18 protein-coding genes and 1 tRNA gene are annotated in these 19,182 nt (G+C 41.5%); 6 read left to right on the forward strand and 13 right to left on the reverse strand.

The genetic code is table 11. The features are described 5' to 3' along the window. The first annotated feature begins 46 nt into the window (after positions 1-46). From GUA46_RS06270 to GUA46_RS06285, 4 genes are all read left to right on the forward strand, one after another. Entirely contained in the window at positions 47-2,446 is a 2,400-nt protein-coding gene (locus tag GUA46_RS06270; protein WP_176619760.1) for an efflux RND transporter permease subunit, read from the forward strand. 90 nt (positions 2,447-2,536) lie between these two features. Then, positions 2,537-3,970 carry an asparagine--tRNA ligase gene (gene asnS, locus GUA46_RS06275; RefSeq protein ID WP_176619761.1) on the forward strand — a complete coding sequence of 478 codons (1,434 nt, stop codon included), beginning with the start codon at positions 2,537-2,539 and terminating at the stop codon, positions 3,968-3,970. A 48-nt stretch (positions 3,971-4,018) separates the two neighbouring features. Further along, entirely contained in the window at positions 4,019-5,476 is a 1,458-nt protein-coding gene (rpoN, locus tag GUA46_RS06280) for an RNA polymerase factor sigma-54 (protein WP_176619762.1), read from the forward strand. Then, positions 5,476-6,078: a hypothetical protein gene (locus GUA46_RS06285; protein ID WP_108246350.1), complete on the forward strand. Its 603-nt coding sequence runs from the start codon at positions 5,476-5,478 to the stop codon at positions 6,076-6,078. Before rpoN ends, GUA46_RS06285 begins: the two co-directional genes overlap by 1 nt. Here GUA46_RS06285 and GUA46_RS06290 read toward each other — a convergent pair. The 9 genes from GUA46_RS06290 to GUA46_RS06330 form a co-directional block, all read right to left on the reverse strand. Continuing rightward, positions 6,073-6,780, reverse strand: coding sequence for a porin family protein (locus tag GUA46_RS06290; RefSeq protein WP_176619763.1), 708 nt, complete (start codon positions 6,778-6,780; stop codon positions 6,073-6,075). The two genes, GUA46_RS06285 and GUA46_RS06290, sit on opposite strands and share 6 nt — an antisense overlap. A 70-nt stretch (positions 6,781-6,850) precedes the next feature. Next, entirely contained in the window at positions 6,851-7,333 is a 483-nt protein-coding gene (locus tag GUA46_RS06295) for an ExbD/TolR family protein (RefSeq protein ID WP_108246352.1), read from the reverse strand. Positions 7,334-7,347: 14 nt separating this feature from the next. Next, positions 7,348-7,953, reverse strand: coding sequence for an ExbD/TolR family protein (locus GUA46_RS06300; RefSeq protein ID WP_108246353.1), 606 nt, complete (start codon positions 7,951-7,953; stop codon positions 7,348-7,350). Positions 7,954-7,963: 10 nt separating this feature from the next. Beyond that, complete coding sequence (locus tag GUA46_RS06305) at positions 7,964-8,401, reverse strand: hypothetical protein (protein ID WP_176619764.1); 438 nt, start codon at positions 8,399-8,401, stop codon at positions 7,964-7,966. Between the two features lie 26 nt (positions 8,402-8,427). Further along, positions 8,428-9,156, reverse strand: coding sequence for a MotA/TolQ/ExbB proton channel family protein (locus GUA46_RS06310; RefSeq protein ID WP_108246355.1), 729 nt, complete (start codon positions 9,154-9,156; stop codon positions 8,428-8,430). Between the two features lie 77 nt (positions 9,157-9,233). After that, positions 9,234-9,321: transfer RNA gene (locus tag GUA46_RS06315), tRNA-Ser, on the reverse strand. 66 nt (positions 9,322-9,387) lie between these two features. Then, positions 9,388-10,419, reverse strand: coding sequence for an asparaginase (locus GUA46_RS06320; protein WP_176619765.1), 1,032 nt, complete (start codon positions 10,417-10,419; stop codon positions 9,388-9,390). A gap of 3 nt (positions 10,420-10,422) precedes the next feature. Continuing rightward, the gene (locus tag GUA46_RS06325; protein WP_176619766.1) at positions 10,423-11,190 is read right to left on the reverse strand and encodes a TatD family hydrolase; all 768 of its coding nucleotides are present in this window, start codon (positions 11,188-11,190) and stop codon (positions 10,423-10,425) included. Further along, positions 11,187-11,678 (reverse strand): hypothetical protein, encoded by a 492-nt coding sequence (locus GUA46_RS06330; RefSeq protein WP_176619767.1) that lies wholly within the window; start codon positions 11,676-11,678, stop codon positions 11,187-11,189. Before GUA46_RS06330 ends, GUA46_RS06325 begins: the two co-directional genes overlap by 4 nt. 212 nt (positions 11,679-11,890) lie before the next feature. Here GUA46_RS06330 and GUA46_RS06335 point away from each other — a divergent pair, with 212 nt between their 5' ends. Continuing rightward, entirely contained in the window at positions 11,891-12,331 is a 441-nt protein-coding gene (locus GUA46_RS06335; RefSeq protein ID WP_176619768.1) for a retropepsin-like aspartic protease, read from the forward strand. Positions 12,332-12,401: 70 nt separating this feature from the next. Here the strand turns inward: GUA46_RS06335 and odhB are convergent, their stop codons facing one another. Together odhB and GUA46_RS06345 are read right to left on the reverse strand one after the other, a co-directional pair. After that, on the reverse strand, positions 12,402-13,622 hold the full coding sequence (odhB, locus tag GUA46_RS06340; RefSeq protein ID WP_176619769.1) for a 2-oxoglutarate dehydrogenase complex dihydrolipoyllysine-residue succinyltransferase: 1,221 nt from the start codon (positions 13,620-13,622) through the stop codon (positions 12,402-12,404). Between the two features lie 22 nt (positions 13,623-13,644). After that, complete coding sequence (locus tag GUA46_RS06345; protein WP_176619770.1) at positions 13,645-16,449, reverse strand: 2-oxoglutarate dehydrogenase E1 component; 2,805 nt, start codon at positions 16,447-16,449, stop codon at positions 13,645-13,647. A gap of 209 nt (positions 16,450-16,658) precedes the next feature. On the opposite strand from GUA46_RS06345, the gene GUA46_RS06350 reads away from it, so the two are divergent. After that, positions 16,659-17,759 (forward strand): acyltransferase family protein, encoded by a 1,101-nt coding sequence (locus GUA46_RS06350; protein ID WP_176619771.1) that lies wholly within the window; start codon positions 16,659-16,661, stop codon positions 17,757-17,759. 8 nt (positions 17,760-17,767) lie between these two features. On the opposite strand, the gene GUA46_RS06355 is transcribed toward GUA46_RS06350, so the two are convergent. Both GUA46_RS06355 and galE read right to left on the reverse strand, forming a co-directional pair. Beyond that, positions 17,768-18,124, reverse strand: coding sequence for a hypothetical protein (locus GUA46_RS06355; protein ID WP_108246363.1), 357 nt, complete (start codon positions 18,122-18,124; stop codon positions 17,768-17,770). A gap of 41 nt (positions 18,125-18,165) precedes the next feature. Beyond that, positions 18,166-19,182: a UDP-glucose 4-epimerase GalE gene (gene galE / locus GUA46_RS06360; RefSeq protein WP_176619772.1), complete on the reverse strand. Its 1,017-nt coding sequence runs from the start codon at positions 19,180-19,182 to the stop codon at positions 18,166-18,168.

The raw sequence follows: 19,182 nt of genomic DNA on the forward strand, positions 1-19,182 counted from the left end.
GGAACACAGCATATCATTTTCTACCTTTGCGGCCAACAAAACCCAAATGGTAGCAAAGCTCACTAAAGGATTTTGGCCCAAGGTCGCAAGCATTATACTCCGCAATAGGATCCTGATTCTTTTGGCGGTTATCGGCATTACCGTTTTTTTGGCCATGCAATGGAAAAACATGCAGTTTTCCAATACAGAAGCCAATATTCTTCCAGACGACCATCCAGCTAGTATTCAATACAATGCATTTACCAAAATATTCGGTGAAGAAGGCAATGCCATTGTTCTCGCCATAAGGGATTCAGCCCTATTTACACCAAAAAACTTTAACCGTTGGAACACATTGAGCAAACAGCTCGATGCATTTCCCGAGGTTGATTATGTGATTTCCTTAGAGAACTTAAAGGAGCTCATGAAAGACAATGAGACCCAAACCTTCTCCATGGAACCTTTGATTTCAAAGCCTCCGAAGACAAAGCAGGAAATCGACTCCCTTACCAACCACCTGTTCAAAGAACTCCCATTTTACGATAACTTGGTGTACAATCCAGAGAGCGGAACTATACAGACGGTAGTTTATCTGGACAAGGACATTATGAACACCGCAGTAAGAAACGAGTTTATCCTGAACGATCTTGCTGAACTCGTAGAAGACTTTGAACAAGAGACCCAGATGGATGTTCGCATTTCCGGGATGCCTTATATCCGTACTTGGAACACCAAATCGATTGTTGATGAAATCGGACTGTTTATCGTAGGTGCACTCTTGGTCACATCCATTATATTTTTCTTTTTCTTTAGGAGTTTCAGGGCAACCTTTATCTCCATGTGCGTGGTTATTATCGGTGTGATGTGGGCCTTTGGAATTCTTGGACTCTTAAGATATGAGATTACCATCCTAACAGCACTTATTCCACCTTTGATCATTGTAATCGGTATCCCAAACTGTATTTTCTTGATCAACAAGTACCAGCAAGAGGTCAAAAAACATGGCAATCAAGCTCTTTCCCTTCAGCGGGTGATTTCCAAAATCGGTAATGCCACATTAATGACGAACATTACCACAGCATCGGGTTTTGCCACCTTCATTATTTTGGATAGTGATCTGCTTAAAGAGTTTGGTATCGTTGCCTCCATCAATATTATCGGGATTTTTATTCTTTCCCTATTGATCATCCCTATCATTTATAGCTTTATGCCGCTTCCCAAAACCAAGCACCTAAAGCACCTGAACAAAAAGTGGATGGACTTTTTTGTGAATTGGATGGAAAACATTGTTAGAAATCATAGGATTGCCGTTTACATTACCACGGTTGCCGTACTGGTGCTGAGCATCATTGGTATCTATCAGATGCGAATTACCGGTAGCCGGATCGAGGATTTGCCCAAAAACAGCCATTTTTATAAAGACATCCAATTTTTCGAAGCCGAGTTTGATGGCATCATGCCCATGGAAATTGTGGTGGATACCAAACGTAAAAATGGAGTTGTAAAACCTGCAACCCTTAAGCGAATGGACCGCTTGGGAGCCGTTATTGATGAAATCCCGGAACTGTCAAGACCAATTTCCATCGTTGATTTGGTGAAATATTCCAAACAGGCCTATTACAACGGTATTCCAAAATACTATCAACTGCCCACCAGTCAAGAGAACACCTTCATCATGAACGCGGTTCAAAAGTCATCCACCGGCGGGGCCGACCTCTTACAAAGTTTTGTGGACAGTACAGGGCAAACTGCCCGTTTGACCACCTACATGCGCGATGTAAAAATCGACCGTATGGAGGAAATCGAAAAAGATGTTCAAGAGGCCATCACCAAGGAATTTCCTTCAGATCGGTACAATGTTTTTATGACGGGAAAGGCCTTATTATTTCTGAAAGGCACCAAATACCTCGTAAAAAACCTCTTATTGTCCCTCGCCTTGGCCATTGGACTAATTTCACTTTTTATGGCCTACCTGTTCCGATCCTTTAGAATGGTCATCATATCGTTGGTGCCCAATCTATTGCCGCTGGTGATAACAGCGGGCGTCATGGGATATTTGGGAGTGCCCATAAAACCATCCACCATTTTGGTATTTAGCATTGCCTTTGGGATTTCCGTGGACGACACGATACATTTCCTGGCCAAATACCGGCAGGAACTCACAGCAAATCGTTGGCATATTAAACGGTCGGTGTATGCGGCCTTGCGTGAGACGGGAGTGAGCATGTTCTACACCTCAATTGTATTGTTCTTTGGGTTTTCGGTATTTATCATCTCCAGTTTTGGGGGCACCAAAGCGTTGGGAGGGCTTGTATCGGCAACATTGCTCTTTGCCATGTTATCCAATTTGATTCTGTTACCTTCCTTATTATTGTCTTTGGAACGAAGCATTGCCAACAAACAGGTACTCAAAAAACCACAAATCGACATTTTACCACAGGAAGAGGACAACCTCAAGGACAAATAGTACTCACCTCTGGCATAAATAAGGCCAATCCATTGCCATCATTTTTTATCAAAAAGCTATCTTTACCAACTAAATCACGATAGTTTTAGAATGATGTCTTATTCCATAAAAGAATTGCTAGAAAAGCAACCCGTAGGAGATTCCGTTGAAGTAAATGGATGGGTAAAAACCTTTAGAAGTAACCGATTTATTGCCCTGAACGATGGTTCTACCATACATAATATTCAGTGCGTCGTGGATTTTGAAAATTTGGACGAGGCATTGCTCAAAAAGATTTCGACCGGGGCCGCCCTAAAAATTACAGGAACTTTAGAGGAAAGCCAAGGTCGAGGACAAAGTGTGGAAATCCAGGCCACAGATATATTCGTGCACGGAACCGCTGACCCGGAGACCTACCCCATTCAACCTAAAAAACACTCATTGGAATTTTTAAGGGAAAAAGCGCATCTTAGGGTTCGTACCAACACTTTTTCTGCCGTAATGCGAGTAAGGTCGGTACTTTCGTTTGCCGTTCACAGCTATTTTCAGCAGAATGGATTTTATTATATGCACGCCCCAATCATTACAGGTTCAGATGCAGAAGGTGCCGGTGAAATGTTCCGAGTGTCAACTTTGGATGCCAAAAAACCTCCATTAAATGATTCCGGCGAAGTGGATTACTCCGAGGACTTTTTTGGAAAGGAGACCAACCTCACCGTATCAGGACAGTTGGAGGCTGAAACCTATGCCATGGGATTGGGCAAAGTATATACCTTTGGACCTACGTTTAGAGCTGAAAACTCAAATACTTCACGCCATTTGGCAGAATTCTGGATGATAGAGCCCGAGATGGCCTTTTATGATCTGGATGCCAATATGGACTTAGCTGAAGACTTCATTAAATATATAATTCAATACGTTCTGGACCATTGCCAGGATGATCTTGAATTCTTGGAAAAACGTCTTTTGGACGAAGAAAAAGGCAAGCCCCAGAACGAACGTTCAGAAATGTCGTTAATAGAAAAATTAAAGTTCGTGGTAGAGAACAACTTTAAAAGGGTATCCTACACCGAAGCAATCGACATCCTTAAGAACAGCAAACCCAATAAAAAGAAAAAATTCCAATTCCCTATTGATGAATGGGGTGCGGATCTGCAAAGTGAGCACGAGCGTTTCTTGGTAGAAAAGCACTTTAAATGCCCCGTAATTCTTTTTGATTACCCTGCGAACATCAAAGCGTTTTATATGCGCTTGAACGAGGATGGCAAAACCGTTCGTGCCATGGATGTACTTTTTCCTGGTATTGGCGAGATTGTAGGTGGATCACAAAGAGAAGAGCGTCTCGAGGTATTGGAACAAAAAATTAAGGAATTGGATATTGATGCCAAAGAGCTTTGGTGGTACCTTGACCTTAGAAAATTCGGTACCGCCGTCCATAGTGGTTTTGGACTAGGTTTTGAGCGCATGGTGCAATTTACCACCGGAATGGGCAACATTAGGGACGTAATCCCCTACCCTAGAACGCCGCAGAACGCCGAGTTTTAATTTGATTTTATTATTTTAAGAAGGTAAGATTGTAAATCATCAATCCGTATGCTGAAACAACATCTACAGTTTAAACTTTCCCAAAAACTGTCTCCACAGCAGATTCAGCTCATGAAGCTTATTCAATTGCCGACCCAGGCCTTTGAACAAAGGCTGAAGCAAGAGCTGGAAGAAAATCCTGCATTGGAGAGCGGTAAAGAGGAAACAGACGTGCTGGATGACATGTATGAGGATACTTATGATGAATCGGACGATAACGAAAGTATAGACACGGAGGAAATCAATATTGACGATTATCTGAGTGATGATGAAATACCCGATTACCGGACCCAGGCCAATAATTACAGTGCAGATGACGAGGAGAAAAGCGTGCCGTATGCCGCTGGCATCTCTTTTACACAGTATTTGCTGAATCAGCTCAACACCGTTTATCTAGACGATGAAGAATGGGCCATTGCCGAATTTTTGGTAGGCAGTGTGGACGAAAGTGGTTACATACGCAGACCTCTTGCGGACATTATGGATGATCTTGCCTTCACCCAAAATATTTATGCCGAAGAGGATAAGATCAAACATGTTTTAAAAATTGTTCAGGACCTAGACCCCCCAGGGGTGGGTGCCCGCTCGCTGGACGAGTGCCTCATCATACAATTAAAGCGCAAGGAACAAAAGCCTTCCATAGAACTCGCCATCAATATACTGGAACGTTCTTTTGAACATTTTACCAAAAAACATTACTCCAAACTCATACAAAAACATCATGTTTCAGAACAGGAGCTCAAAGATGCCATTTCTGAAATAGAGAAATTAAATCCGAAGCCAGGAGGATCGTATTCTGGAAGTACTCGGATGATAGAGCATATCGTCCCTGACTTTTCCATTAAAATCGTGGACGGTGAACTGGAACTGAGCCTCAACGGAAGAAACGCTCCTGAGCTGCATGTTTCCAAAGAGTACAGCAATATGCTGGAAGGCTATAAAAATGCCAAGGAAAAGTCCAAGTCCCAGAAGGACACCGTCATGTTCATCAAACAGAAATTGGATGCCGCCAAATGGTTCATAGATGCCATCAGGCAGCGCCAACAGACGTTGTTCATTACCATGAGTACGATCATGGAATATCAAAAAGAATATTTTATGACCGGGGACGAACGCAAGTTGCGCCCTATGATCCTAAAAGATATTGCCGATAAGATAGATATGGACGTGTCCACCGTATCAAGGGTCGCGAACAGCAAATATGTGGACACTCCCTATGGCACCAAGCTGATTAAGGATTTCTTTTCCGAAGCCATGAAGAACGAACAGGGTGAGGATGTGTCCACAAGGGAGATCAAAAAGATTTTGGAAACGGTTATCCGTGATGAGGAGAAGAAAAAACCCCTTACGGATGCAAAATTGGCCAAAATTCTTAAAGAAAAAGGGTATCCGATTGCCCGACGAACCGTGGCCAAATACCGGGAACAATTAGATATCCCAGTGGCAAGGCTACGAAAAGAAATTTGATGCGCCACGTATACAACATTATATCTTACCTGTTCCATCCTTTGTTCATACCGATTGGAGGGACTATAGTGTATTTTTTGGTGGCTCCTTACAGCACTTTAGAGACCCAAAGTGGGAACATACTCCCCATTTTTATACTAACGGTGATTATTCCGATTATTTTTTTCCTGATCTTGAAAAATCTCGGTGTAATCAATTCCATATTTTTACCGACCATTCAAGAACGCAAATATCCGCTCTATATTAGCTGTATTATCTTTTTGATGATATTGTATAAGGTAATACCCAATAATTACGTACACGAGCTCTTTTATTACTTTACCGGGCTCTTAACGGCTACCACGGCTACCATTGTCCTGTTGTTTTTTCGATTCAAGACCAGTATGCACCTTTTGGGGATGGGAAGTATTCTGACCTTCATGGTTGCGTTGAGTATTCATTTTGAGATCAACATCACCATCGCCATTAGTTTGTTTACCCTATTTACCGGAATGGTAGCTACATCCAGATTATACCTAAAAGCCCATACAAAAAATGAGCTATTGATTGGTTTTATGCTAGGATGCTGCTCCCAGCTCATAATTCTCAAATACTGGCTATAGAATATAAAAAGTGAGCCCGACCCTTAGAACTCTCAAATCGATGGATTCACCTGCAATTGAAGCCCGTTCTTTCAACAAAGGATTTAAACTATAATATGCGTGGATGTTCCATGTATTGTATCCAAAATTCAGCATAAGACCGTACTGCAGAGCATCAATGTCATCATTTGAAAAAGAAACATTACCTTCATCGGTAACCAATTTAGATCTTCCAGAAAACACGTACCCCAATTTGGCTCCTGCATATATTCTCCAAAACCTATATTCTGTCGCTGTAGATGTACGCCACCTAACCTCTAAAGGGAATTCTATTGCATGTGTTTCCAATTTACTGCGGTTGAAGTTCTCATCATCTAAAATCTGGTAAGCCCTTACATCACCATCTTCCGTGACACCCATATTGGAATAATACGAATTAGCGGCATAGCCCAAACCAACACCAAGTCCAAAGTTCCTTCTTTTGTTGAGCGGAATATCTTTAATAAAACCAAGTTGAAGATTATAGGAAAGGTTGCGTTGATCTAGTGCATCCGGACTATTCAACAACACGTTATATCCCACACCTACATAAAACTGGTCTTCCAGGTAATAACTATCCACAGGTTGTGCTTGTATGCTATCTGTACCTGATTGGCCCAAAACAAAACAAGAGCACAGCATACTTAATGAAAAAATCGAAATCTTATAAAACAACTGAATCATGTGACAATTTAAAACAAAAAACGCCCCAAATTAAAATTTGGAGCGTTTCCCACTAAATCTAAGCTATTGCCTACTGTAGATTGTTAAAAGCATCTCCCTCGTAAGTGGTATAATTCACTTTAAGGGCATTAACTTCTCTCAATTGTTGCTTAATGTCGGTAATAAGACCCATATTGGCCTCTTTATCGACCTTCAAAGCAGTAGTCAATACATTTTGAAGTTCTTGCGGTTTCTTTGCACGTTCTGCCAAAATAAATGAACCTACTTCGTCCACATTGGCAAATTTATCATTCAATTGGATCTTTGGCTCTGTTCCAAAAACCTTTTGATATTCTTGAGTAGGTGTCCCTACATAAATGTAAATAACGCGATCCTTCTTTTCCAACTTCTTAATTTCCGAAGCGTTTGGAAGGGTGTTGGCAACCATTAAAGAACTATCCTTCATCGTGGTCACTGTCATAAAGAAGAAAAGCAGCATGAAAACGATGTCTGGCAACGAAGCTGTTGACACCGCTGGTAAATCTCCTTCCTTCTTTTTGGTAAACTTAGCCATATTAAATATAGTTTTTAATCGGTTGTTGTTTCTGCTTCTGAAAGCTTTTGCGGAAACATATCTTGGATACGCTTTACTTTATCTTTCAGTTCATCTCTTACGTTTGATGGTGTCTCTGGGTCCAAATATTTGGATTCCATCGTTGTAAAGTCTGAACCATACAAACGCTGAGCTTCACGGTTACGCAAGTCATTATATGCACCTACTAACTCGTTCTGAACAGTAATATAAGTGCTATACTTGGTTTCCCTATCGTTCTTCAACGAAATGATCGCTTTTGTTGGGTTATCTGATGAAGAGGGATCCTTCTTACCTTTACAATAAGTGCAAGATCCATCGGCGCCGTTTTCCAAAAAGGCGGTGGCCGCTTCTCTCAAATCCTTAATTTCCATCAAATTATCCTCAACCAAAAGTTGTCCATTTCTGTTGATGTTCACAGTAAAAATGTTTTTCTGCTTAATCACAACATCTTGCTCTGGCGGCTCTATTGGCGGTAGCATACGGTCCAAACCTGCATCTGTTTCAATGGTGGTGGTCACCAAGAAAAAGATCAGCAGAAGGAATGCAATATCCGCCATGGAACCGGCATTTACTTCCGGTGCTCCTTTTCTTCTAGGCATAATTAACTTTTTACTTTACAAACATTCTTTTCAAACCTGGTACTATCATTAGAATTACCGCAATAAGGGTAAGGATGAAGAATACGTTCAATCCCATTCCAATGTTTTTCACAGTTCCTTCCGTGGTCTCAATACCCCTATCGGACATTGTTTCTACCACAGCCATATTATCTGAAGAAATACCGTAAGATATCGCTACGATAATAGCCAATCCACCTATGGCGAACAGGGCTTTCTTAATACTTCCTTTGGTGGTGAACAATTTTGCCAACCCGAATACTACTGAAGTGATAACAGCAATAGCCAAAAGGATATACATTATAATGAACATGAAGTTCATCGCACCACTATTAATGGCATCTGGATCATCGGCAGACGGAAGAGAGAACCAAAGTACGGCTGCTACCAATCCGATGACGATGAGCAATATTTTTACTATTTTATTCATGATTCTCGATAGATTTTAATTCGTAATTATTTCTTGTGGGCAGCCAACATATCAATCAAAGCGATTGAGCTGTCTTCCATATCGTTTACGATACTATCGATTTTTGCAATAATATAGTTGTAGAAAATCTGAAGGATAATCGCTGTGATCAAACCGAATACGGTTGTCAATAACGCTACCTGGATATCTCCTGCAATCAAAGATGCACTCAAGTTACCTACTGCTGCAATTTTCTGGAAGGCCGCAATCATACCGATTACCGTACCCATGAACCCAAGCATAGGAGCAATAGCGATAAACAAAGACAACCAAGAAACGTTTTTCTCCAATTGTCCCATTTGTACACCACCGTAAGCCACTACAGCTTTCTCAGCAGACTCAAGTCCTTCATCAACTCTATCCAAACCTTGGTAATAGATAGAAGCAACAGGTCCTTTTGTGTTTCTACAAACTTCTTTGGCTGCTTCAACACCACCAGAAGCCAAAGCGTCCTCAACTTGTTGCTTCAATTTGGTAGAGTTGGTAGTTGCCAAATTCAAATAAATAATTCTTTCGATGGCAACGGCCAATCCCAAGATCAAACAAAGCAATACAATTCCCATGAAGGCAGGACCTCCTTGGATAAATTGCTCTTTCAATACTTGGGTGAAGCTAGCGCTGGCTTCAGCTTCTTCTTGTAACATTGCTGCAGATGCAGTTGTTGTTCCCATCACAAACATTCCAGCAGCAGCCAGAGTAAAGGATATTTTTTTCATTTTACTTAAACTTAAATTTAGTTAGTTAATAATATAAAGATATAAAAATTTTACAATTGAAAAATTAAAATACCTAGCAGAGAGGAAGGGATTCGAACCCTCGATACACTTTTGGTGTATACACACTTTCCAGGCGTGCGCCTTCGACCACTCGGCCACCTCTCTATTGTTCCATTTAGGCCGACCAATAAACGAAAAATTTATTAGTTATAGAAATTTGATGCGTTAATTTTACACCATCTCACCACGAAGGGGCGTCTCAAAAATTGTCTTGAACAATTTGTCGGGAACCCCCGTCCCCAATAGGTACATCGCTTTTGTTATGGCGGCCTCGGTTGTAATATCCTTTCCGTTAACCAGTTGCATCTCCCTGAGTTTTTCACTCGTTTCATAATGCCCCATAAAAACACTTCCTCCCGAGCATTGGGTAACGTTAATTATGTGCAATCCATTTTCTACGGCTTTTTTTATCGCATTTAAAAACCATTCGTCCATTGGAGCGTTTCCAGCCCCATAGGTTTCCAAGATAAGCGCCTTTAAATCGGGAATATTCAGCACCGATCGCAGCACATTTTGATTGATTCCCGGGAAAAGTTTCAAAATCGCGACCCCATCATCCATCTTTTTATGGACTTGAAGCGACTTGTGCTTGGTCACTTTTTTAATCAAAAAGTTATCGTGGACCTTTAAATGGACACCAGATTCCACCAAAGGCGGGTAGTTTAACGAATTGAAAGCCTCAAAGTGTTCCGCATTTATCTTAGTGGTCCTATTACCACGATAGAGTTTATATTCAAAATACAGCCCTACTTCCTGTAATACAGGCTTTCCTTTTTTACGAAGGGCTGCAATCTCTATAGAGGTAATCAAGTTCTCTTTGGCGTCGGTTCGCAAATCTCCAATGGGCAACTGCGATCCTGTAAAAATCACGGGCTTCGTCAAATTTTCCAGCATAAAGCTCAATGCGGATGCGGAATAACTCATAGTATCACTACCGTGCAGTACCACAAAACCATCATTTTCCTCATAATGCTCTTCAATTATCGAAGCAATTTGCTCCCAATACTCAGGATTCATATTGGAGGAATCGATGGGATCTTCGAAGGACACACCACTGAGATTACAATCCAATTGCTTCAGCTCCGGTATATTTTTTACCAGTTCATCAAAATTGAAGGCTTTGAGCGCTCCGGTTTTATAATCCTTTACCATACCTATGGTACCCCCGGTATAAATCAGTAATATGTTGCTTTTCTTTTTCATAAATCAAACTCCAAAGATGTTTTTTGAGTTTTCCGTGGTAATCTTGGCAATTTCCTCCTCGGGCATACTATATATGGAAGACAGTTTTTCCAACACTTTTATTATATAGGAGCTCTCGTTCCGTTTTCCACGATATGGTGTCGGCGCCAAATACGGAGCATCGGTTTCCAACACAATATGTTTGAGGTCGATTTCATTCAAGAATTGGTCTATTTTACCGTTTTTGAAGGTAGCTACCCCACCAATACCTAACTTCATGTTGTAGGATATGGCTTGATGCGCCTGTTCCAGAGTTCCAGTAAAACAGTGAAAAATCCCAAAAAGGTCATCCCCTTTCTCCTGTTCCAAAACCTCAAACACCTCATCAAAGGCATCTCGACAATGAATCACTATGGGCAACTGATGTTTTTTTGCCAATTGAATCTGATAGGCAAAAGCTTCCTGCTGCTCCTTTAAAAAGGTTTTGTCCCAATACAGGTCCACCCCTATTTCCCCGACAGCGTAGAATTTCTTCTTGGCCAACCACTCTTCCAAGTGAGCCAATTCGTCCTTATAGTTTTCCTTGACGTGTGTGGGATGTAAACCCATCATCAAAAACACATTATCCGGATAATCGGATTCCAAATCCAACATGGATTGGGTATAAGTTGAATCAATGGCAGGGATAAAAAAGCGCTCCACCCCAGCATCTAGGGCACGCTGCATCATTTCATTCCTATCCTCATCAAAGGCCTCACTATATAAATGCGTATGCGTATCGGTTATAATCATTGATTTGAATTGTTTTCTTTAACGGAAACCGAATCCTTTCTGTTCTTAAAAAGATCTATGGCTTTTTTGTATTTCATAGCCCCCTCTTTGGTTTGATCATAAATAAATCCATCCAATTCAGGATGATGTTCTGCAATCCAAGACACCAAATTTTCCCGTTTGGCAGTCCACAAAGAATCCTTGAAATCGACATATTCCACAACATCGATTTGGTGGATGGCATCTTCCTCTATTTTAAAAACTTCGTTCGTAAAAAACGGCCCTTCATGCAGAAAGTTGATTCGCTCACATTCCTTAGAAACCAACAAATGTAACTCGTCTCCTTTTTCTTCTAGCTCCAAAATCTCATATTTGGGATGAAACACAGAATCCCATGCAAACAACTGATGATATTCCGACTTGGAAAAAGTTCGTTTATAACTCATTTCATTAAATCGGATGCTATCCTGAAAAAAACCAATCACCTTGGCGTAATCGGAATCGTTCATCGCTTGATAATATTCGTGGACCAGAGCCTTTTTATCAACTCTTTTTGAAGTAGGGCCGCAACCCCATAGGATGCCAAAAAAAAGGAGAGTGATAATTATATTCGTTAATCGGGAAGTTATCATACCACAAAAATAGGCTTATCTTAGATGCCCCAAAAACTTTGTTTCTGATATTACATTCCTAAAGTCCTCTCCAGAGGACATTCCATATTATGGCATCACTTAAAAGATTTCTTAAATCCAAAGACTACATCAAAATACCTTTGGTACTTACTGAAACCAATCATTTTGAACTTGCAGCCTCCATCAATGGAATAACGGGCAAGTTTATTCTGGATACGGGAGCCTCCAACACCTGCGTAGGAATGGATAAAATCAAATTTTTCGAAATGGCTTCGGAAGCTACGGACATTAAAGCCGCTGGGGCAGGTGCCACGGAAATGGAAACTTTGATCTCCATCAAAAACAAAATCCAAATCGGTGATTGGAAAAAGAAAAAGCAGAAAGTCGTACTCTTTGACCTTACCCATGTGAACCAAGCGTTAACCTCGCACAATGCATTGCCCGTTGATGGCATTATTGGTGCCGATGTACTTAAAAAGGGAAAGGCCGTAATCGACTACAATAAAAAATGCCTCTACTTAAAAAAGTAAAGGCATTTGTTTATAGATTTCGCGATATCGCTTCGACTTCGCTCAGCGACCATTCTAATTAATATTCAGATTATAATTCCAACGCTTTTTTCACGTTGCCGTCCATCAACAATTCTTCTGGACTTTCCAATGCTTCTTTTACAGCGACCAAGAAACCAACGGATTCTTTACCATCAATAATACGGTGGTCGTAAGAAAGTGCTACGTACATTACAGGCGCAATGGCAATGGCACCATCTCTAACAATGGCACGCTCTACAATGTTGTGCATCCCCAAAATACCACTTTGCGGTGGGTTGATAATTGGAGTGGACAGCATGGAACCAAATACACCTCCGTTGGTAATGGTGAAGGTACCTCCCGTCATTTCATCCACAGTGATCTCACCTTCCCTAGCACGGATAGCCAAACGTTTTACCTCGGATTCGATTCCTCTGAACGTCAAGTTTTCTGCATTTCTGATTACAGGAACCATCAAACCTTTAGGTCCTGAAACTGCAATACTGATATCGCAAAATTCGTAGGTGATCATTTCCTTGCCATCGATCATGGAATTGACCGCCGGATACATTTCCAACGCCCGGATTACTGCTTTGGTAAAGAAGGACATAAATCCTAGACTTACGCCATGCTTATTTTTGAACTCTTCCTTGTATTGATTTCTCAACTCGAAAATAGCGGACATATCCACTTCGTTGAAGGTGGTCAACATCGCGGTCTCGTTCTTGGCAGAGACCAGTCTTTCGGCCACTTTTCTTCTTAACATGGACAATTTAGAACGGCTTTCACCTCGGTTACCTCCTGTTGGGGTCCCCATGGATGGAACAGCTTTTACAGCATCGTCCTTGGTGATACGTCCATCTTTGCCACTACCGGATACGGAAGAAGAATCGATTCCTTTTTCGTCCAATATCTTCTTGGCTGCCGGAGATGGTGTACCCGAAGCATAGGTTTCCTTTTTAGGCTCCTCTTTCTTTGGCGCTTCTTTTTTAGGCTCTTCCTTTTTGGGCTCCTCTTTATTATCGGATGCACCGGATGAACCTTCAGGTTTTTCCGCACTGGTATCGATGAGGCAAACTACCTCGCCAACGGCTACGGCATCTCCCACTTCGGCCTTAAGAGTAATAATTCCGCTCTCCTCTGCAGGAAGCTCCAATGTTGCCTTGTCCGAATCTACTTCGGCTATGGCCTGGTCCTTCTCCACATAGTCTCCATCTTCTACCAACCACTCGGCGATTTCTACCTCTGTAATGGATTCCCCTGGTGAGGGAACTTTCATTTCTAAAACCATTCTATTATAGTTTATACTTGAATTATCTTATTTGCATGTTATCCTTACTCTTGTCAAAAACGTAGTCCAATACTTGGGCATGACGTCTTTTTGAGCGCACCGCACTACCCGCAGCAGGGGCTCCGTAGAACCTACGGGAAGCCACCCTGAACTGCTTGGCCTCGTCCAAATGCATCAACATGTGGCTCCATGCCCCCATGTTGCGCGGTTCTTCTTGGGCCCAAACAATATCGTCGGCGTTTTTGTATTTTTTGATAATGCTTCGCATTTCTTCTGCAGGCAAAGGGAACAATTGTTCCACACGTACCAATGCTACATCATCTCTTTCCAACTCTTCACGCTTGTCCAAAAGATCGTAATAGAATTTACCGGTACAGAAAACCAATGTTTTTACCTTGGATGCTTTTGCATCGGCATCATCTATAACCATTTGGAAACTACCGTTGGCCATTTCCTCTTTAGTGGACACCACTTTAGGGTGTCTCAACAAACTTTTTGGGGTAAATACCACCAAAGGCTTACGGAATTTGGCCTTAGTCTGTCTACGGAAGAGATGAAACAGGTTTGCCGGCGTAGTCACATCCGCAACGAACATATTGTCCTTGGCACACAATTGTAGGTATCTTTCCATACGCGCTGATGAGTGCTCCGCCCCCTGACCTTCATAACCGTGCGGCAACAACAGCACCAATCCGTTCTGAAGCTTCCATTTGTCCTCTGCCGATGACAAATATTGATCTATAATGATCTGGGCACCGTTACTGAAATCACCGAACTGGGCTTCCCATATGGTCAATGTTTTCGGACTTGCCATGGCATAACCATAATCAAATCCCATAACGGCATATTCCGAAAGTAATGAGTTATAGATATGGAATTTCCCGTTTTGGTTATCTCCCATATCGTTCAACAGCACCACTTCTTCTTCATGCATCTCTGTTTTGATGACCGCGTGCCTGTGCGAGAAAGTTCCTCGCTCCACATCTTGACCAGTCATCCTAACATCGTAGCCTTCCTCTATCAACGAACCATAGGCCAACAATTCGCCCATCGCCCAATCGAGTTTGTTATCCTCAAAATACATGGAATGGCGACCATCCACCAACTTGACCAATTTTCTCAAGAACTTTTTGTCCTCTGGCAATTTAGTAATGCTCTTGGCAATCTCATCCAATTTCTTGAGGTCGTAAGTGGTATCCATAGGTTTTAACATCACCTCTTCGGTAACTTGCTCAAAACCTTCCCATTCATCTTGCATGAAAGGGGTTATTCTGGTCTTCTCGATTTTTCTGGAATCCAACAGATTCTCTTCGAGATCGTTCTTGTATTTTTCTTCCAGCTCTTTTACGTAGTTCTCATCGATTATCCCTTCGGCTATCAATTTGGCTGCATAAATATCCCTTGGGTTATCATGCTTGGAAATTGATTTGTACAAAAGTGGCTGGGTAAACTTGGGCTCATCGCCCTCGTTATGCCCATACTTTCTGTACCCCAATAAATCCAAGAAAATATCACGCTTGTAACGCATTCTATATTCCAAGGCAAAGGTAGTGGCATGCACCACGGCCTCAGCATCATCCGCATTTACGTGAAGTACCGGTGAAAGGGTCACTTTCCCAACATCTGTACAATAGGTCGATGACCTTGCATCCAAATAGTTGGTAGTAAACCCGATTTGGTTATTTATAACAATATGAATGGTTCCTCCTGTGGAATATCCATCCAAACGTGCCATCTGGATTGTTTCATAAACAATTCCCTGAGCTGCAAAGGCAGCATCACCATGAATCAAAATTGGTAATACTTCCGAGACATTATCGCTATGGTCGCGATCTTGTTTGGCTCTTGAAATCCCCTCCACAATAGAATTTACGGTTTCCAAGTGCGATGGGTTCGGGGCAATGTTCATATTGACCATTTTCCCTGAATCGGTTTCACGCTTTGAGGTCCATCCCAAGTGATATTTTACGTCACCATCAAAAATGGTCTCTTCGTAATCCTTGCCGTCAAACTCACTGAAGATATCCTTTGGCGACTTCCCAAATATATTGGTAAGCACGTTCAATCGTCCACGGTGGGCCATACCCACTACAAATTGCTTAACCCCTTTGTCTGCAGCTTTTTCTATAATCACATCCAAAGCGGGAATCAAAGATTCTCCTCCTTCGAGCGAGAAACGCTTTTGACCTACGTACTTGGTATGTAGAAAGCTTTCAAAAGAAACGGCCTCGTTCAACTTCCTGAGGATGTTCTTCTTCTCTTCTGCAGTGTAATTCGGATGATTATCGTTTTTATTCAGCCAATCCTGTATCCATTGGATACGTTCCGGGGTACGGATATACATGTATTCCACGCCAATCGCATCGCAATAAATACTTTCAAGGTGGCGAACAATCTCCTTTAATGATGCCGGGCCAATACCCAGTATTTTTCCTGCATCAAAAGTGGCATCCAGATCTTCTTGGCTCAGACCAAAGTTCTCTATGTCCAAGGTAGGGACATACTTTCTTCTTTCCCTTACCGGATTGGTTTTGGTAAACAGGTGTCCACGGGAACGGTAACCATCAATCAAGCGGATTACCTGAAACTCTTTCTGCAAGGCTTCGGGCATCTCTACTTTCCTACCATTGGAAAGCACGACCATGCCGCCATCACCCTTATCAGATTCGATTCCCAAATCTTCGAGGGAACCTTCCAAACCAAAATCAAATCCTTGAAAAAAAGCCCTCCAACTGGGCTCAATAGTATCGGGATTCGTTAGATATTTTTCGTATTGCTCCGCAAAAAATGAAGTGTGCGCAGCATTTAAAAATGAATATTTGTCCATTCTTTCTGTTTCTCCAAAACTTTATGGAAAATTTTGTCAAAAATACGGGTTTTAGCATTTATATACTTGTATTCCCGTGAATTTCTTACTCAAATTTACAACTATATCACAGAATAAACAGTAAAGCAATAAAAATGAAATTTTTAACTGAAATTAACAGTGGAAACTAAAAATAATTTAACTTGACCGACCAGCTAAACCAACCTAATATGTCCAAACTTAAAAACAGATACCTTTCCCTCGATGTTTTCAGAGGACTGGACGTTGCCTTAATGATCATAGTCAACTCCCCAGGGAATGGTTCTACCACCTTTTCTCCTTTATTACATGCCGAATGGAACGGTTTTACATTGACCGACCTTGTTTTTCCAACTTTTTTGTTCGTGGTGGGAAATGCTATGAGCTTTAGCATGAAAAAGTATGAAAATATGGGTACACCTGCGTTTTTCAAAAAAGTTTTGAAACGGACGGCGATTATTTTTCTACTGGGCTTTTTAATGTATTGGTATCCCTTTTTTGATGATGGACAATTAAAACCATTTTCGGAGACGCGTATCTTTGGGGTTTTGCAACGTATTGCGCTATGTTATATGTTCGCCTCCATCATCCTTTATTTTGTAAAGACAAAAACGGCCATTTGGCTGAGCTTGGCATTTTTGCTTGGCTACCATCTCATCCTAATCGGTTTTGGAGACCTTACATTGACAGGAAATGCCGTACTTAAATTGGACAAATGGCTTATTGGACCAAACCACATGTACCACGGGGAAGGCATCGCTTTTGACCCGGAAGGATTGCTGAGCACACTCCCAGCTATTGTAAATGTGATCATTGGTTATTTGGCGGGTAGATTTATCCAGAACAACGGACAGAATTATGAAACAGTAGCCAAATTGATGATGTTTGGGTTTGCACTGATCTTTGCTGGTTTGGCGTGGGACCTAGTTTTACCCATCAACAAAAAACTCTGGACAAGCTCTTTTGTATTGCTTACCTGTGGAATCGATTTGATGGCTATTGCTATTCTTATCTACGTTTTGGACATGAAAAAAGCCAAAAGTTGGAGCTACTTTTTTGAAGTTTTCGGCAAAAACACCTTATTTATTTATTTACTATCGGAAATATTTATCATCACACTTTTTGCCATAGACATGAATGGGGAATCTCTCTACAGATGGATTGCCGACAACATATTTATCTCTTGGTCCGGTGGCTATATGGGTTCGCTCTTATTTGCCCTTTGGGTAATGCTCACTTGCTGGGCAGTTGGCTATTTTATGGACAAGAGGGGAATTTATGTGAAGGTGTGACCAAAAGTTCAGTGGCTATATTTGGCCTTGTACCACACTTTTTGCCATTCCCTTTTTAATAATAAAAAGGATACCTCCGCCGAAATGTCAACAACATCGGATGGAGCTATCTTTTTAATTTCTTTTTCCGAGATATCCACTACATATAATAGGTTGAGATATTCCGGGAACTTTTCCACTATTAAAAAGTAGATTTTTTCGTGAATGATACTTTTCAGTTCCTCGGGAGCTATATCCAAAGGAAGGTTAATAGGCACATTGGCCAATTCAAAATCCTTTTTGAGCTGCAGCAAAAGTTTTTGGTAGAGCTGCTCTTGCTGGACACTTTCCAGCAACTCCAAACTGTTATTGTAGTTGGGAAGCATACTCTATGTACGTACAAATCAAGATTTGGGATTACAACAACCTAACTTCTTACTATTTTTTCCCACTCCCAAGCGGACTTCATGGCATCATCCAGACTGGATTTTGCTTTCCACCCAAGTACTTCATTGGCTCTTTTGGTATCGGCATAAGCTTGGATTATATCTCCTGACCTTCTATCCACAATTTTGTAATTGAGTTTTTCCCCAGAAACACGTTCAAAGCTTTGTATCACCTCCAATACAGAACTTCCTGTTCCTGTGCCCAAATTGAAGACCTCGTAATTAGTTTCATTTTTATCCTTCAAAAGACGTTGCAATGCCGCTACGTGGGCTTTGGCCAAATCAACCACATGGATGTAATCCCTGATACAGGTGCCATCTTCAGTTGGGTAATCATCGCCAAAAACAGAAAGCTGCTCGCGAAGTCCAATACCTGTTTGGGTAATAAAAGGGACCAAGTTTTGAGGAACACCAATTGGCAATTCTCCAATTTTTCCTGATGGGTGCGCTCCGATCGGATTGAAATATCGCAATGCAATGGCTTTAAGGTCTGGATTCACCTTGCAGGTATCCCTAATAATTTCCTCTCCCACTTGCTTGGTATTACCGTATGGGGATTCAGCAGGTTTAACCGGGGCCGACTCAGTTATCGGCATTTCGTCAGCTTGACCATAAACTGTACAGGAACTACTAAAGATGAAACTCGCACCGCCCTTTTTCTTCAACTCCTGAAGAATATAGACTAGTACACCAAGGTTGTTCTCGTAGTACAGAAGTGGTTCTTCCACGCTTTCTCCCACAGCCTTTGATGCCGCAAAGTGAATTACTCCGGCAACATCACTGTGTTTTTGGAAGAAATCTTGGACCTTGGGTTTATCACGAAGATCAAATTCTTCGAACAGGGGTTTCTTCCCTGTAATGGCCTCAATACCATCCAAAACATTAATGGATGAGTTGGAAAGGTTATCCACGATGACCACTTCAAAACCTTCATTCTGTAGTTCAACAACGGTATGGGAGCCTATAAACCCCAAACCACCTGTTACGAGTATCTTCAT

Source organism: Flagellimonas chongwuensis (assembly GCF_013376415.1).
GTDB classification, from domain to species: Bacteria; Bacteroidota; Bacteroidia; order Flavobacteriales; family Flavobacteriaceae; genus Flagellimonas; species Flagellimonas chongwuensis.

Coding starts and splice junctions, on each gene's coding strand:
- GUA46_RS06300 (WP_108246353.1), bottom strand. CDS start 7,953: ATGCCTAGAAGAAAAGGAGCACCGGAAGTAAATGCCGGTTCCATGGCG.
- GUA46_RS06350 (WP_176619771.1), top strand. CDS start 16,659: ATGTCCAAACTTAAAAACAGATACCTTTCCCTCGATGTTTTCAGAGGA.
- rpoN (WP_176619762.1), top strand. CDS start 4,019: ATGCTGAAACAACATCTACAGTTTAAACTTTCCCAAAAACTGTCTCCA.
- GUA46_RS06290 (WP_176619763.1), bottom strand. CDS start 6,780: ATGATTCAGTTGTTTTATAAGATTTCGATTTTTTCATTAAGTATGCTG.
- GUA46_RS06270 (WP_176619760.1), top strand. CDS start 47: ATGGTAGCAAAGCTCACTAAAGGATTTTGGCCCAAGGTCGCAAGCATT.
- GUA46_RS06345 (WP_176619770.1), bottom strand. CDS start 16,449: ATGGACAAATATTCATTTTTAAATGCTGCGCACACTTCATTTTTTGCG.
- GUA46_RS06310 (WP_108246355.1), bottom strand. CDS start 9,156: ATGAAAAAAATATCCTTTACTCTGGCTGCTGCTGGAATGTTTGTGATG.
- GUA46_RS06325 (WP_176619766.1), bottom strand. CDS start 11,190: ATGATTATAACCGATACGCATACGCATTTATATAGTGAGGCCTTTGAT.
- GUA46_RS06285 (WP_108246350.1), top strand. CDS start 5,476: ATGCGCCACGTATACAACATTATATCTTACCTGTTCCATCCTTTGTTC.
- GUA46_RS06330 (WP_176619767.1), bottom strand. CDS start 11,678: ATGAACGATTCCGATTACGCCAAGGTGATTGGTTTTTTTCAGGATAGC.
- galE (WP_176619772.1), bottom strand. CDS start 19,182: ATGAAGATACTCGTAACAGGTGGTTTGGGGTTTATAGGCTCCCATACC.
- GUA46_RS06355 (WP_108246363.1), bottom strand. CDS start 18,124: ATGCTTCCCAACTACAATAACAGTTTGGAGTTGCTGGAAAGTGTCCAG.
- GUA46_RS06335 (WP_176619768.1), top strand. CDS start 11,891: ATGGCATCACTTAAAAGATTTCTTAAATCCAAAGACTACATCAAAATA.
- GUA46_RS06320 (WP_176619765.1), bottom strand. CDS start 10,419: ATGAAAAAGAAAAGCAACATATTACTGATTTATACCGGGGGTACCATA.
- GUA46_RS06305 (WP_176619764.1), bottom strand. CDS start 8,401: ATGAATAAAATAGTAAAAATATTGCTCATCGTCATCGGATTGGTAGCA.
- asnS (WP_176619761.1), top strand. CDS start 2,537: ATGATGTCTTATTCCATAAAAGAATTGCTAGAAAAGCAACCCGTAGGA.
- odhB (WP_176619769.1), bottom strand. CDS start 13,622: ATGGTTTTAGAAATGAAAGTTCCCTCACCAGGGGAATCCATTACAGAG.
- GUA46_RS06295 (WP_108246352.1), bottom strand. CDS start 7,333: ATGGCTAAGTTTACCAAAAAGAAGGAAGGAGATTTACCAGCGGTGTCA.